This is a genomic window from Lamprobacter sp. (assembly GCF_034860625.1).
In the GTDB taxonomy this organism is placed as follows: Bacteria; Pseudomonadota; Gammaproteobacteria; order Chromatiales; family Chromatiaceae; genus Lamprobacter.
The window spans coordinates 1-14,003 of record NZ_JAYESN010000047.1 but is presented as its reverse complement, the minus strand read 5'-3'; the positions used below and the strand labels follow the sequence as shown (position 1 = coordinate 14,003).

The window sequence follows — 14,003 nt, the reverse complement described above, 5'->3', positions numbered from 1 at the left end:
ACAGACGATGAAGATCATCATCCTCGGCGCTGGCCAGGTCGGCACCTCGGTGGCCGCCAACCTGGTCAACGAAGCCAACGACATCACCGTGGTCGATACTGACGCGCAACGCCTGCGCGAGCTCGCCGATCGCTTCGACCTGCGCACCTTGCAAGGCCACGGCGCCCAACCCGACGTCCTCATGCGCGCGGGTGGCGAGGACGCGGAGATGATCATCGCGGTGACCAACAGCGACGAGACCAACATGGTCGCCTGCCAGGTCGCCTATACGCTGTTTCATACGCCGACCAAGATCGCCCGCGTGCGCGCCCAGGGCTTCCTCGACCACCATGAGGCCTTGTTCGGCGGTGATGCTTTTAATGTCGATGTCACCATCAGCCCCGAGCAGTTGGTCACCGACTATATCCTGCGTCTGATCCAGACCCCAGGCGCATTGCAGGTGACCGATTTCGCCAATGGTCGGGTACGGCTGGTGGCAGTACGTGCCTACTACGGCGGCCCACTCGTCGGCCAAGAGCTGCGCGCCCTCTACGATCACATGCCACATATCGATGCGCGAGTGGCGGCGATCTACCGCCAGGATCGCGCCATCCAGCCCGAGGGCGATACCGTCATCGAGGCCGATGACGAGGTCTTCTTCGTCGCCGCGCCCAAACACATCCGCTCGGTGATGGGCGAGCTGCGGCGACTCGATAAGCCCTACAAACGGCTGATCTTCGCCGGCGGCGGCAACATCGGCACCCGTCTCGCGCGGGTCACCGAGCATGACTACCGCGTCAAGGTGATCGAGAGCAATCTCGAGCGCTGCAAACAGATCGCCGAGTCGCTCGAGCGCACCATCGTGCTGCATGGCGACGCCGCCGATGAGGAACTGCTGCTGGAGGAGAACATCGAGGACACCGATGTCTTCTGTGCGGTGACCAATGACGATGAGGCGAATATTCTTTCAGCCATGCTCGCCAAGCGTCTTGGCGCGCGCAAGGCGATGGCGTTGATCAACCGCACAGCCTATGTCGACCTCGTGCAAAGTGGCCCGATTGACGTCGCGATCTCACCACAACAGGCGACCATCGGCACCCTGCTCAAGCATGTGCGCCGCGGCGATGTGGTGATGGTGCATTCGTTGCGCCGTGGTGCCGCCGAGGCGATCGAGGCCATCGCCCATGGTGACAAGAGCTCATCGAAGGTGGTTGGACGGGCGATCGAGGCGATCAAGCTGCCCAAGGGGGCCAGCATCGGCGCCATCGTGCGCGGTGATCAGGTGTTGATCGCGCATCACGATACCGTCATCGAATCCGAGGATCACGTGATCCTGTTCCTACAGGATCGCTTGCGAGTGCCCGAGGTTGAAAAGCTGTTCCAGGTCGGCGTGACCTTTTTCTAGTGGTGTGCCGCGAGCGGCGGTGCTCGAGCCGCATTGCCGTTGACGCTGCCCGTTCACTTGAGGCCTGAATCCTCATGTTCAAACGCTTGCTCACCGTGCAGAAGGTCCTCGGCCTGCTGCTCATCCTGTTCAGCGTCTCGATGCTGCCACCGGTGATCGTCGCGCTGATCTACCGTGATGGCGCCCTACTCCCCTTTCTCTATGCGTTCGCACTGATCCTGGGCATCGGCGTTCTGAACTGGCTGATGGCATTCCGCGCCAGTCATGAGCTGCGCGTGCGCGACGGCTTCTTGGTCGTGGTGCTGTTCTGGGTCGCCCTTGGGCTCTCGGGCGCAATCCCGTTCTGGCTCTCGGCGCAGCCCGAGATGTCGCTCACCCACGCGGTGTTTGAGTCCATCTCGGGGCTGACGACGACAGGAGCGACAGTGATCGTCGGCATCGATGACCTGCCGCACGCGATGCTTTGGTATCGCCAACAGCTGCAGTGGCTGGGCGGCATGGGGATCATCGTGCTGGCCGTCGCGATACTGCCGATGTTAGGGGTCGGCGGCATGCAGCTCTACCGCGCGGAGATGCCCGGACCAATGAAGGAGACCAAGCTCACGCCCCGCATCACCGAAACCGCAAAGGCCCTCTGGTATATCTATTTCTGGCTCACCTTCATCTGCACGCTTGCCTATTGGCTGGCCGGCATGGATGGCTTTGATGCCATTAGCCACGCCTTCTCGACGGTCGCCATCGGCGGCTTCTCAACCCATGACGCCAGCATGGGCTACTTCGATAGCACCTGGATCGAGATGATCGCGGTAGTCTTCATGTTGCTTGCCGGGATGAACTTCGCACTGCACTTCATCGCCTTTCGGCAACACTCACTGGCAGCCTATGGCCGTGATAGCGAACTCCGGTTCTATCTCTTCTTGATGATCTCGGTGACGACCATCGTCACCCTCGGGCTGTTCTACACCAACACCTATATCGACTGGGAAGACTCCTTCACCCATGCCCTGTTCCAGACGGTCTCGATCGGCACCACTACCGGCTTCACCACCGATGCCTTTTACTACTGGCCACCGTTCATCGAGATCCTGCTGATCTTTCTCGCCTTCGTCGGCGGCTGCGCGGGCTCCACCGGCGGCGGCATCAAGGTGATTCGGTTCCTGTTGTTGATCAAGCAGGGGCTGCGCGAGATCGGTCGCCTGATCCATCCCAACGCGCAGATGCCGGTGCGGGTTGGCGGTAAGGTCATCAACCATCGTGTCGTGGATGCGGTCTGGGGCTTCTTCTCGCTCTATGTCGCGACCTTCACGCTGATGTATCTGGCACTGGCTGCCACCGGGCTGGATCTGCTGACCGCCTTCTCAGCCGTGGCGGCCTGCATGAACAATCTCGGACCAGGGCTCGGCACCGTCGGCGCCCATTATTCCGACATGCATGACACGGGCATTTGGATACTCTGCATGGCGATGCTGCTCGGGCGTCTCGAGATCTTTACGCTGCTGGTGCTCTTCAGCCCGGCTTTCTGGCGGCGCTGAGCCACACTGATCCAAGACACGAACAGCGACCACGGTGCCATTCGCCACACAAACCGTGGATCATCATTGAGGAGGGGTTCAGCAACAGGTGCTTCAGGCCCGGGAGTGGCAACGCGCTCGAGCCATGCGTGCGATGATGGCCAGAGTGCTTGCCTCCGTGACTGATCGAGACCATCGTCTTATCTCAGTCATCACCAACAACGGACCAACCGATGAGTATCATCGAAAATCTCGAGGCGATGCGCGCCCGTGGCCAAGACTCGGCGCTGTTACGTTACAGTCTCGGCAACGAATATCTGAAGCAGGAGCATACCGACCAGGCCATCGAGCACCTGGCAGAAGCGACACGGCAAGATCCCAACTATTCAGCGGCCTGGAAGCTCTACGGCAAGGTGCTCACCCAAGCCAGTCGCCATGCCGAGGCGCTCGAGGTCTTGCATCGCGGCATCGAGGTCGCCGAGGCGAAAGGCGATGCTCAGGCGGCAAAAGAGATGCGGGTCTTTCTCAAGCGCGCACAGAAAGCGCATGATGGGCATGGCTGATGGTGGTAGGGCGTTCGCTGTATTGTCGATGCGACGACTGCTGAACAACGCTGTGCGGGCGCGAGCTGCCAGCGCTAGACGACATGGGATGCGCCCAGGCTAGCTTTCCGAACCAGACGCGGGCCGAGCCGCCGCTGGCTCAATGACCCTGGCCTCGAAGCCGCCTTCTGCAACTTGAACCCGAATGCGGGCGCCCAGTGGCACCTGTTGGGGGCGATGCACCAAACCACCCTCGGCATCAGTGACAATCGCATAGCCGCGCGCCAGGGTTGCCAGTGGGCTGCGCGCTTGCAGCCCGCCCGCCAAGGCCGCGAGCTGCTCACGGCGCCGCTCGATAGCACGCCGGCCAGCCTGGGCGAGCCGTTCGGAGACGCGGGCGACGCGCTCGGCCTCGACGTACAGGCGCTGGCCTGGCGCGACCCACCGCAGACGCTGCCGCAAGCGCTCCAGATGCGCTCCCGCCTCGGCAATCCGCGCATCCAGGGCGCGCTCGAGCCGCCGCTGGAGGTCGTCGACCCGCTGCTGCTGCTGTTCCAGGCGCGCGCGTGGATGCAGCAGCCGCAGTTGGCGTGACTGTGCCGTCAAGCCTTGTCTTGCCGTCTCTAGCGCCCGCCACACCGCCGTCTCGAGGCGCGCTTCGAGTCCGCGCAGATGGCGCTGCGCCTGCTCGGCATCGGGGACCACCAGCTCAGCCGCCGCCGAGGGCGTCGCGCCACGCCGATCAGCCACGAGATCGGCGATGCTGAGATCGATCTCATGGCCGATGCCGGTTAGGATCGGCAGTTCGGAGGCACAAATCGCACGCGCTAAGGCCTCATCGTTGAAGGCCATCAGATCCTCGAGCGAGCCACCGCCGCGCGCCAGGATCAGCAAATCGCAATCGCCGCGCCGGTTGGCTAGTTCGATCGCCGCGATCAAGGCCCCCGCTGCCGCCGCACCTTGCACCGCGCTGGGGTAGATCAGTACCGGTAGGAGCGGGAAACGGCGCCTGAGCACCGTCAGCAGGTCATGCAGAGCCGCGCCACTGGCCGAGGTGATCAGTCCAAGCTGGCGTGGATAGGCCGGCAGCGGCCGCTTGCGTTCCTCGGCGAACAGGCCCTCGGCGGCGAGGCGCTGCTTGAGCTGCTCGAGCGCGCGCCGCAGTGCGCCATCGCCGGCCGCTTCCATCTGTTCGACGATGAGCTGAAAATCCCCGCGCGGCTCATAGAGCCCGACCCGTGCCCGCACCAGCAGCTGCTGGCCGTTGGCTGGTCGCAAGCTGAGCAACCGGCGCTTGCTCTTGAACATTGCGCAGCGCACCTGGGAAGCGCCATCCTTGAGACTGAAGTACAGGTGGCCAGAGGCTGGCTGCGAGAGGTTGGAGAGTTCGCCCTGCACCCAGAGCAGCGGAAAGCTGCCATCGAGGACCGCACGCACCTCGGCGTTCAGGCGCGAGATACTGTAGATGTCGCGCGTAAAATCGATGATCGGCGGCGCTAGGGGGGTTGGCATAGCAGTCTGAACGGCAAGGGCTGGAGCGATAAGAACGGCATCGATCAGGACCGAGTGGCGACAACCAGATCGCAAACGCGGGGTAACAAGGGCTCGATCGCGGCGCCAGACAGACATATCGCTTGCGCGATGTCGTTGCCGATACCTGGTTGAATTCCTATGATAAGGGGTTAACTTTTCGGAATGCACTGCTTTGCGCGGTCACCGTTCCAGCTGACGTATCGAGGAATCACCATGCGCCTGATCGAGGAAGCCCTGACCTTCGACGACGTGCTGCTCGTCCCAGCGCATTCGACGGTCACCCCCAACGCGGTCGATCTCAGCACCCTGCTCACGCGCGAGATCGCGCTGAAGATCCCGCTGGTCTCGGCAGCGATGGATACCGTGACCGAGTCGCGACTCGCGATTGCGATGGCGCTCGAGGGCGGCATTGGCATCGTACACAAGAATATGTCAGCCGAGCGCCAGGCGCGCGAGGTGCTGGCGGTGAAGAAGTACGAGAGTGGCATCATACGCGACCCGATCACGGTCTCGCCCGATCTCAGTATCGGCGAGGTGTTGGCGCTGACACGGGCGCACACGATCTCAGGCGTGCCGGTGACCGAAGGCCGACGGCTCTGCGGCATCGTCACCGGCCGCGATCTGCGCTTCGAGCGGCGCATGGATGCCCCAGTGTCGGCCATCATGACCCCGCGCGAGCGGCTGGTCACGGTCAAGGAGGGCGCCAGCCGCGACGAGGTGGTGGCGTTGCTGCATCAGCATCGTATCGAGAAGCTGCTGGTGGTCAACGATGACTTTGAGCTGCGCGGGCTGATCACCGTCAAGGATATCCAGAAGGCGACCGACTTTCCAAAGGCCTCCCGCGATGCGCATGAGCGTCTACGCGTCGGCGCGGCGGTGGCCGTCGGCCAGGGCACCGACGAGCGGGTCGCCGCGCTGGTCGAGGCCGGCGTCGATGTGCTCGTGGTCGATACTGCGCATGGGCACTCCCAAGGCGTGCTCGATCGCGTCACCTGGATCAAGCGTCATTTCCCCGAAGTGCAGGTGATCGGCGGCAACATCGCCACCGCCGAGGCGGCGACGGCGCTGGTCGAGGCCGGCGCGGATGCGGTGAAGGTCGGCATCGGACCCGGATCAATCTGCACCACGCGCATCGTCGCCGGCGTCGGCGTGCCGCAGATCACCGCGGTGAGCAACGTGACCCAAGCCTTGGAAGGCACTGGGGTGCCGTTGATCGCCGATGGCGGACTGCGCTACTCGGGCGATGTCGCCAAGGTGATTGCCGCCGGCGCGCATAGCGTCATGGTCGGTGGGCTCTTCGCCGGCACCGACGAGGCGCCGGGCGAGGTCGAGATCTATCAGGGCCGCTCCTACAAGTCGTATCGCGGCATGGGCTCGCTTGCCGCCATGGGCCAGAAGGATGGCTCCAGCGATCGTTACTTCCAGGAGCAGACCGATAAGGAGAAACTGGTGCCCGAGGGCATCGAAGGCCGGGTGCCCTACAAAGGCAGTGTGCTCAACGTCACCACCCAGTTGGTCGGCGGGCTGGCCTCAAGCATGGGCTATACCGGTTGCAAGAACATCGAAGAGATGCGCACCAAGCCAATGTTCGTGCGCGTCAGCGCGGCCGGGATGCGGGAATCCCATGTGCATGATGTGCAGATCACCAAGGAAGCGCCAAACTATCGCATCGACAACTGAAGCAACATTGTGTCGTCACTCACCCTGAGCGCCGGATATCACTGGCACACCAAGGCAGCGCAGTTCAGCTGATGGCGTTCAATGATCGGGCGCATCGAGCCGATCAGCTGATATCGCCCCATCACGCGCATTCGGCCGCCCACGCCCGCGAGCCACTCGAGTCCCCCATGCCCAATATCCATGCCGACCGTCTTCTGATCCTCGATTTCGGTTCCCAATACACGCAGCTAATCGCACGCCGAGTGCGTGAGGCTGGCGTCTACTGCGAACTGCATCCTTGGGATATGCCGCCGGAGGCGATTCGCAACTTCGCCCCCACCGGGGTCATTCTCTCCGGCGGCCCCCAATCCGCACACCAGCAGGAGACACCGCGCGCCGCAGATTTGATCTTCGAGCTCGGCGTGCCGGTGCTTGGCATCTGTTATGGCATGCAGACCATGGCCGCGCAGCTTGGAGGGCAGGTCGCCGCGGCGCAGCAGCGTGAGTACGGCTATGCCCAGGTGCGTGCGCGCGGCCATTCGCAGCTGTTGCGCGACATCGAAGACCACAGCAGCCCCGAAGGCTATGGCCTGCTGGATGTCTGGATGAGTCACGGCGATCGCGTCGAGGCGCTGCCCGAGGGCTTCTCGGTCATCGCCGAGACCGCGCATGCGCCACTCGCCGGGATCGCCGATGAGGCGCGTCGGTTCTATGGCGTGCAGTTCCATCCCGAGGTCACCCACACCCGCCAGGGCCAGCGCATCATCGAGCGTTTCTGCCATGTCATTTGCGGCTGCGGTCGGCTGTGGACGCCGTCCAACATCATCGACGACGCCATCACCGCCGTCCAGGCTCAAACCGGCGGCGACGAGGTGTTGCTCGGGCTCTCGGGCGGGGTCGATTCCTCGGTGGTCGCCGCGCTCCTGCATCGCGCCATCGGCGATCGGCTGACCTGCGTCTTCGTCGACAATGGGCTGCTGCGCCTTGGCGAGAGCGATCAGGTGATGGCGACCTTCGCCCGCCACATGGGTGTGCGAGTGCTGCGCGTCGAGGCCGAGGCGCGGTTTCTGGAACGGCTCGCGGGCGTCAGCGATCCAGAAGAAAAACGCAAGCGCATCGGCAATACCTTCATCGAGGTGTTCGAGGCCGAGGCGGCCAAGCTGCCCGGTGTGCAATGGCTGGCGCAGGGCACCATCTATCCGGATGTGATCGAATCCGCTGGCGCCAAGACCGGCAAGGCGAAGGTGATCAAATCCCATCACAACGTCGGCGGCCTGCCGGAGCGGATGCGCTTAGGGCTGGTCGAGCCGCTGCGCGAGCTGTTCAAGGACGAGGTGCGGCGCGTCGGCATCGAGTTGGGGCTGCCGGCCGAAATGGTCTATCGCCACCCCTTCCCCGGCCCTGGGCTGGGCGTGCGCATTCTGGGCGAAATCAAGAAGGATCATGCAGAGACGCTGCGCCTGGCCGATCACCTGTTCATCGAAGAACTGCGCAACGCCGATCTCTACGATCAGGTCTCGCAGGCCTTCGCGGTGTTCCTGCCGGTGCGTTCGGTTGGCGTGGTCGGCGACAACCGTTGCTATGAGCCTGTGATCGCGCTGCGGGCGGTCGAGACGGTGGATTTCATGACCGCGCGCTGGGCGCATCTGCCCTATGACTTCCTTGAGCGCGTCAGCACCCGCATTGTGAATGAGGTGCCTGGGGTCTCCCGCGTCGTCTATGACATCACCGGCAAGCCGCCGGGTACGATCGAGTGGGAGTGACTCAAGCCATCGAGGATGCTGAGCAGCCGTTTCATCAAGGCTGCATGCAGCGTGCCCTGGCGCTTGCCGCACAGGCCGCTGCCGAGGGCGAGGTGCCCGTCGGCGCGCTGGTCGTGCGCGATGGCGATATCCTGGGTGAAGGCTGGAACCAGCCTATCGCACACCACGACCCAACCGCGCACGCCGAGATCCAGGCATTACGCGCAGCGGCTCGGAACGCCGAGAACTACCGCCTGCCAGGTGCGGATCTCTACGTGACACTAGAGCCCTGTGCCATGTGTGCCGCAGCTATCGTGCATGCTCGCATTCGGCGCGTGATTTATGCTGCCAGTGACCCTAGGGGTGGCGCCTGTGGCTCGGTATTCGATCTTTTGCCATCAGACGGCCGCTTTAATCACCGCACCCTCTGCACCGGCGGTCTGCTCGCTGATGAGGCGAGCATGATGCTGCGCGCATTCTTTCGCGCCCGACGTTCCCTACCTGCAGCGGTGAGCCGATGCGACTGATGTTACCGCCGCTGCACTCAGCAACAACGGGCGTCGCACTGCCAAATAACGAAGCCGATGCTTCAGACTCAGGGATAGAACGCCACGCCATGAAGCCTTGCTTAAGCTAAGGAAGTCTCGATCACTTGCTTCCCGAAGCTGCTGCGACCGGTCGCTCCTAAATCGGGAAGCAATTTCTCGACAGTCACTAAGCAATGTGGCAATCGCTTCCAACGGGCGGCCACAGCCCGTCCATGGGAATTGCGGTATCATGTACGGCTTGATGCTCGCTGCTGTTGGCCTCGGTGAGAGGCATTGCCTCCATCTCGCACTTCTGCAACACAGGTTGAGCCGATTCTTCCAAGCTCCAGAAGGGACCGAATGATCAAGCTTCGTACCTACGTCTATATCGACTCCCTTCAGCCACAGCTTGCCGAATATCTCGGCACCGTGTCCCAAGGTTTCTTGCCAGTGCCGGGCGATGCCTGTATGTGGATCGAGGTGTCCCCAGGGATGGCCGTGCATCGGCTGACCGATGTCGCTTTGAAGGCCACCCGTGTCCATCTTGGACAGCAGGTGGTCGAGCGTGCCTTTGGCTCAATGGTCATCCATCAGCGAGATCAGAGCGATGTGCTTCAGGCCGGGCAGGCCGTGCTTCGGCAGCTCAGGGCGCGCGAGGATGATCGGCAAAAGTGCCGCATCGCCTGGAACGAGGTGATCCGCGCGATGACGCCAGATCACACCGTCTTGATCAATCGGCAGAACCGGCGCGGGTCGATGATCCTGCCCGGACAAAGCATGTTCATCCTAGAGACCGAGCCCGCAGGCTACATCGTTTACGCTGCCAACGAGGCCGAAAAAGCGGCAAGTATCACTCTGATTGACGTCCGCGCGGTCGGCGCCTTTGGCCGTCTGACGCTGTCCGGTCGGGAGGGGGACATCGACACCGCGGGCCATGCCGCAGTGAACGCCGTCAAGGCTTTGTCTGGCGCTGAACGCTCAAACCAAACCCACTTCTAATTCCCGCAAGGCGGTGGAGTGGATCATCAGACCGCATTGGCTGGCCTGCTCAGGCCATGATCGCAGTTCGGCGATTAGCGAAATAACAAGAAGTAATGACCCTGAAGCGCAAGAGGCTCCTCGACCAACTTGAATCCGGCGGCCTCAAGCTCGCTGATCACCTGAGCCCGACCCGCACGCACATGAGCCATGACCCAGCTTGAGCTAAAGCCTGGCTCCCGGCGAAAGTCGATCAGCACCAGGCGACCACCAGGACGCAGCGCAGCCCGAATCGAGTCAAGCATCAACTGTGGATACTCGAAGTGATGATAGGTGTCGGCGATAAAGACGAGGTCAACACTCTTCGCTGGCAAAGAAACCGTCTGCTGCGAGTTGACGATGGGCAGGATGTTGCCGAGCCCAAGTGCGTTCGCCCGCGCATCAATGGCAGCGATGAACGATGGCGAGATATCGACCGCATACACCTGTCCGTTGGGGCCGACGCGCTCGGCGAAGAGCATCGTGAACAAGCCCGTTCCAGCACCAATATCTGCCACTGATTCGCCCGGCTGCAGCTTCAGTGCGTCTACAATCTGCAGGCGACGATCAAAGAGTTCGCGCCCTTCACGCTCAAAGACGCCTTTCCAACGCTCCGCATCGGCGTCCATATAATGCTGATTGATCTCGGCATCAACCGCCGGCTTAGCCGGCGATACACCAAGTGCCGGCAAGACCATGACGGCGTTCACAAGGACGGCTACAACGATGAGCATAGGACGAGCGAAGCGCAACATGGTGACGAGCATCTCTGTAGTGGCTGGAACATTGGATCTACAGGGTTCGGACAAGCGGTTCGAAACCAGGGTTTCGTCCCCTGACATCCCATTGAGCGAGCACCCAGAGTCTAGGATGCCGATGATCAGCCCATCGATACCGACCATAAGCCGGCGTCTTCATAACGGACGGCTGCTACTGACCCCTGAAGACCCGATGGCCGCGATTCCAGGCCAATCTCTGTCAGGGCAACTGCTCGATGCTGGCCTGATCGCAACAGCAGCGCCAGGGAACGGCATGCGGTTCGCGTCGGGAAAGCGGTTGTTCGAATACATCGGCTTTACCGGCTGCGCCGTCCAATTTGGCTCAGCGTTAGATCAGACGGGGAGGCTCGCCATCGAGATCGAAGGGCCGCTCGATGCCCCGGTGCTACGTTATGGCCGCAACAGCCGCCCTCCTCGTTGCGCTCAGTGCCAGCGCCCATTACCGACTTGGCGGGAGCAGATTGAGCAGACCAACAGCGGCGATGAGAGACTGCTGCATTGCCTTGGCTGCGGTGCTGAGGCGCCAGGCTGGAGCTGGAACTGGGGGCGCCATGGCGGCTTCGGGCGTCTCTTCGTCAACCTTGAGCCCGTGTTCCCGGGCGAAGGTCGGCCATTGCCCGCACTCTTGACACTGCTCGCGCAAGTCGAGCTGGGCCCTTGGCGGTACTTCTATGTTCAGGATTAGCCGCCAAAATCGCCCTTCCCGCCTCAGTAGGGAGAGAGAACGGCAGCAATGAGCCAGAAACAGTGACGGCCCTAGCATGCATTAGACGTCGGTCACGAAACCCGAACGCAATGCCGCAACCGCAGCTGTTTCAGGCGCGACCAAGCCGACACCGTCCGGCAGTTCAACCTCCATACTGATTGGAAGATGGTCGGATAGAGCGTAGTCGAGGACACGCGCCGAGGTAATGCGAAGCTGAGGGGACACCAGGATGTGATCCAGGTTGCGCTCCGGGCGCCAGCTCGGAAAGGTCTTCAGCTCGCAGTCGAGGCCACGCAGACCGGCTGCAGCGATCGCGGCCCGCAGCAGGCGTGATCCGCATCCGCAGTTGAAGTCACCCATCAGCACAATCATCCGGTAGCTCCGAGCGATATCGACCAGATAATCCAGTTGGCGACGTTGGGCTCGACGCCCCAGGGCGAGATGGAGCACACAAACCGCGAAGGGCTCTGCGCTGCTCGTCGGGAACTCGACCACCATGGCCCCGCGCCCCGGGAGCCCAGGCAGCTTATGCTCAGTCACCGCTCCAGGACGGATGCGACTGAGAAGTCCGTTGCTGTGCCGTGCCAGTTGGCCAAGCTCGCGGTTGACCTGCGACAACCAGTAAGGATAGTTCGCTTGGTGGGCAAGATACTGCGCCTGGTCGATGTAAGCGCTGCGCAAGCTTCCCGCGTCGACCTCTTGTAGGCCAATGATGTCAAACCCGCGCAAGAGGGCGCCGATGCTTGCCAGATTGCGTTGTCGCGCCGGATGCGGGAGCAGATGCTTCCAGCTATTGACGACATAATCGCGATAGCGCCGCGACTCGATGCCCGCTTGAATGTTGAAGCTGAGCAGGCGGAGGCTGTTCACTGCGCCTTCAAGTGACCGATCGGTGCATTGGATGGCCGCCATTGGAGGGCTGGATGGTCAACCAAAACTCAGGCGTTGTTCAGCTAGAGGGGGTTAGTGGCTGGCAACCACCGCCAGCCTCAAGCGTCGAGAGTCAGCCGGATGAGGCGAGGCGGAAAGCGCGCGCCTATCCATGGCAAGCGCCTACTGACTCAAACCTTCGATATAGGAGGCAACAGCTTCAATCTCATCATCCTTCAGGTTTGCAGAGACCCCGCGCATCATCCCGTTAGGATCATTCGCCCGCTCGGCAGACCGGAAGTAGCCAAGCGTTTGGGCGGTGTACTCAGAATGCTGGCCGGCAATCCGCGGAAACCGAGCAAGATTGCTGCCCAGTCCTGCTGGACCATGACAACCGGAGCAAGCCGGCACACCCGTCTCGGGGTTACCGGCGCGGTAGATACGCTCACCCTTGGCGACGAGCGCTTCCTCAGCGGCCCCACCCGACTGAGGCAGGCTGGAGTAATAGGCTGCCAGATTGCGCATCTCTTCATCGCTGAGCGGCATCGCCATCGGCGTCATTTGAGCATTCCAGCGATCGTTGTTCTTGAAATTCTGTAGTTGCTTGTAGATATACCGCGGATGCTGGCCTGCTAACTTCGGCCAGACGGGCTGGCCAGGAACGCCATTACCATCGAGACCATGACAGGCCTGGCAAATCTGGCCAGCCTTCTCCTTGCCTTTCTCCGCATTGCCGCCGACATCGGTCGGAAGCGGATTAGCAGATGCGACGTTGAGGCCAGCCAGCGTGAACATGGCAGAGGAAAAGATCCCGGCGATCAGCGATGTCTTCATAGTCATTACCGTTGCGTCGATATTCGTGGATGGCGGGCCAACGGCTTGAGCCTTGACCATGCAAATCCGGCTATATATATCAGAAATTAACGATTTAGGTCAACGCGCGCTCGGAGCGCAAGGCCTGTGCAGCCTACAGAGGATCTGCCATCAGAGAAGTTCCACTGAGCCAACAGTCTGCTCAATTGTTACACAGAAAACGGTCACATCCGTTCACTACCCTGGCTTCACTTTAGGTTTGGCTCGGTTTGAGCTTGGCTCGCACCCGCAAGGTGCCGGCGCAGGATCGCGACGATCTGTTCCGCTGGCGTCGCGTGATCGAGCACCTCCGCCAAACGTCCGGATGCATCGATGACGTAGGTGTAGGCCGAATGGTCGACTGTATACCCCATGGCTGAGCTACCCGCATCGCTCCGCTGGTAAGCCGCACCATACTGGCGGGCGACACCCGCCAGTGCCTGTGGCGACCCAGTGAGCCCAATCATGCGCGGATGAAAATATCCGACATAGTCGGCAAGCCGCTCGACCGTATCGCGCTCAGGGTCGACGCTGACGAAGAGCACTTGCACTCGGTCTAGCGCATCCTTGCCCAGACTGCGGTCCAGATCGCGCAACGCAATAGCCATGATGGCCAGATTCGTCGGGCAGATGTCTGGACACTGGGTATAACCAAAATACAGCAGTACCACCTTGCCTTGGTAATCAGACAACCTCAGCGGACCCTGGGCTGAGATTAGCTCAAACTCCCCACCGATGGGACGCGCATCAAGCCCCAGTGTCTCATGGCTCACCGGGTCGACCGAAACGGGCTCCCAGCCTAGCAGCAGCCAGATCAATAGCATGCCCAAGAACAGGATGGCGATGATGGGAACCAGCTTCGACATCGCGCTACCTGAATG

At 61.9% G+C, this 14,003-nt stretch carries 13 protein-coding genes; 8 read left to right on the top strand and 5 right to left on the bottom strand.

Annotation, left to right across the window (positions count from 1 at the left end; translation table 11 throughout):
* Positions 1-7 precede the first annotated feature (7 nt).
* The 3 genes from trkA (at position 8) to VBE63_RS13545 (ending at position 3,458) form a co-directional block, all read left to right on the top strand.
* On the top strand, positions 8-1,384 hold the full coding sequence (gene trkA / locus VBE63_RS13555) for a Trk system potassium transporter TrkA (RefSeq protein WP_323683564.1): 1,377 nt from the start codon (positions 8-10) through the stop codon (positions 1,382-1,384).
* 74 nt (positions 1,385-1,458) lie between these two features.
* Positions 1,459-2,916, top strand: coding sequence for a TrkH family potassium uptake protein (locus tag VBE63_RS13550; protein WP_323683563.1), 1,458 nt, complete (start codon positions 1,459-1,461; stop codon positions 2,914-2,916).
* Positions 2,917-3,128: 212 nt separating this feature from the next.
* Positions 3,129-3,458, top strand: a complete 330-nt coding sequence (locus VBE63_RS13545) for a tetratricopeptide repeat protein (protein WP_323683562.1) — start codon at positions 3,129-3,131, stop codon at positions 3,456-3,458.
* A 99-nt stretch (positions 3,459-3,557) separates the two neighbouring features.
* On the opposite strand, the gene xseA is transcribed toward VBE63_RS13545, so the two are convergent.
* Complete coding sequence (gene xseA / locus VBE63_RS13540; RefSeq protein WP_323683561.1) at positions 3,558-4,949, bottom strand: exodeoxyribonuclease VII large subunit; 1,392 nt, start codon at positions 4,947-4,949, stop codon at positions 3,558-3,560.
* A gap of 234 nt (positions 4,950-5,183) precedes the next feature.
* Between xseA and guaB the strand changes: the two genes are divergently transcribed.
* The 4 genes from guaB (at position 5,184) to VBE63_RS13520 (ending at position 9,897) form a co-directional block, all read left to right on the top strand.
* Positions 5,184-6,650 carry an IMP dehydrogenase gene (guaB, locus tag VBE63_RS13535; RefSeq protein ID WP_323683560.1) on the top strand — a complete coding sequence of 489 codons (1,467 nt, stop codon included), beginning with the start codon at positions 5,184-5,186 and terminating at the stop codon, positions 6,648-6,650.
* A 167-nt stretch (positions 6,651-6,817) separates the two neighbouring features.
* Entirely contained in the window at positions 6,818-8,392 is a 1,575-nt protein-coding gene (gene guaA / locus VBE63_RS13530) for a glutamine-hydrolyzing GMP synthase (protein ID WP_323683559.1), read from the top strand.
* 44 nt (positions 8,393-8,436) lie between these two features.
* Positions 8,437-8,898 carry a tRNA adenosine(34) deaminase TadA gene (tadA, locus tag VBE63_RS13525; RefSeq protein WP_323683591.1) on the top strand — a complete coding sequence of 154 codons (462 nt, stop codon included), beginning with the start codon at positions 8,437-8,439 and terminating at the stop codon, positions 8,896-8,898.
* Between the two features lie 360 nt (positions 8,899-9,258).
* Entirely contained in the window at positions 9,259-9,897 is a 639-nt protein-coding gene (locus tag VBE63_RS13520) for a hypothetical protein (RefSeq protein ID WP_323683558.1), read from the top strand.
* A 74-nt stretch (positions 9,898-9,971) separates the two neighbouring features.
* Here VBE63_RS13520 and VBE63_RS13515 read toward each other — a convergent pair whose 3' ends face one another.
* On the bottom strand, positions 9,972-10,670 hold the full coding sequence (locus VBE63_RS13515) for a class I SAM-dependent methyltransferase (RefSeq protein ID WP_323683557.1): 699 nt from the start codon (positions 10,668-10,670) through the stop codon (positions 9,972-9,974).
* A gap of 115 nt (positions 10,671-10,785) precedes the next feature.
* On the opposite strand from VBE63_RS13515, the gene VBE63_RS13510 reads away from it, so the two are divergent.
* The gene (locus tag VBE63_RS13510) at positions 10,786-11,379 is read left to right on the top strand and encodes a hypothetical protein (protein WP_323683556.1); all 594 of its coding nucleotides are present in this window, start codon (positions 10,786-10,788) and stop codon (positions 11,377-11,379) included.
* A gap of 81 nt (positions 11,380-11,460) precedes the next feature.
* Here the strand turns inward: VBE63_RS13510 and VBE63_RS13505 are convergent, their stop codons facing one another.
* The 3 genes from VBE63_RS13505 to VBE63_RS13495 form a co-directional block, all read right to left on the bottom strand.
* Positions 11,461-12,270, bottom strand: coding sequence for an endonuclease/exonuclease/phosphatase family protein (locus VBE63_RS13505; RefSeq protein WP_323683555.1), 810 nt, complete (start codon positions 12,268-12,270; stop codon positions 11,461-11,463).
* Positions 12,271-12,453: 183 nt separating this feature from the next.
* On the bottom strand, positions 12,454-13,110 hold the full coding sequence (locus tag VBE63_RS13500; RefSeq protein ID WP_323683554.1) for a c-type cytochrome: 657 nt from the start codon (positions 13,108-13,110) through the stop codon (positions 12,454-12,456).
* Positions 13,111-13,331: 221 nt separating this feature from the next.
* On the bottom strand, positions 13,332-14,003 hold a 672-nt coding region (locus tag VBE63_RS13495), incomplete at its 5' end, for an SCO family protein (RefSeq protein ID WP_323683553.1).

Coding starts and splice junctions, on each gene's coding strand:
- trkA (WP_323683564.1), top strand. CDS start 8: ATGAAGATCATCATCCTCGGCGCTGGCCAGGTCGGCACCTCGGTGGCC.
- VBE63_RS13550 (WP_323683563.1), top strand. CDS start 1,459: ATGTTCAAACGCTTGCTCACCGTGCAGAAGGTCCTCGGCCTGCTGCTC.
- VBE63_RS13545 (WP_323683562.1), top strand. CDS start 3,129: ATGAGTATCATCGAAAATCTCGAGGCGATGCGCGCCCGTGGCCAAGAC.
- xseA (WP_323683561.1), bottom strand. CDS start 4,949: ATGCCAACCCCCCTAGCGCCGCCGATCATCGATTTTACGCGCGACATC.
- guaB (WP_323683560.1), top strand. CDS start 5,184: ATGCGCCTGATCGAGGAAGCCCTGACCTTCGACGACGTGCTGCTCGTC.
- guaA (WP_323683559.1), top strand. CDS start 6,818: ATGCCCAATATCCATGCCGACCGTCTTCTGATCCTCGATTTCGGTTCC.
- tadA (WP_323683591.1), top strand. CDS start 8,437: ATGCAGCGTGCCCTGGCGCTTGCCGCACAGGCCGCTGCCGAGGGCGAG.
- VBE63_RS13520 (WP_323683558.1), top strand. CDS start 9,259: ATGATCAAGCTTCGTACCTACGTCTATATCGACTCCCTTCAGCCACAG.
- VBE63_RS13515 (WP_323683557.1), bottom strand. CDS start 10,670: ATGTTGCGCTTCGCTCGTCCTATGCTCATCGTTGTAGCCGTCCTTGTG.
- VBE63_RS13510 (WP_323683556.1), top strand. CDS start 10,786: ATGCCGATGATCAGCCCATCGATACCGACCATAAGCCGGCGTCTTCAT.
- VBE63_RS13500 (WP_323683554.1), bottom strand. CDS start 13,110: ATGACTATGAAGACATCGCTGATCGCCGGGATCTTTTCCTCTGCCATG.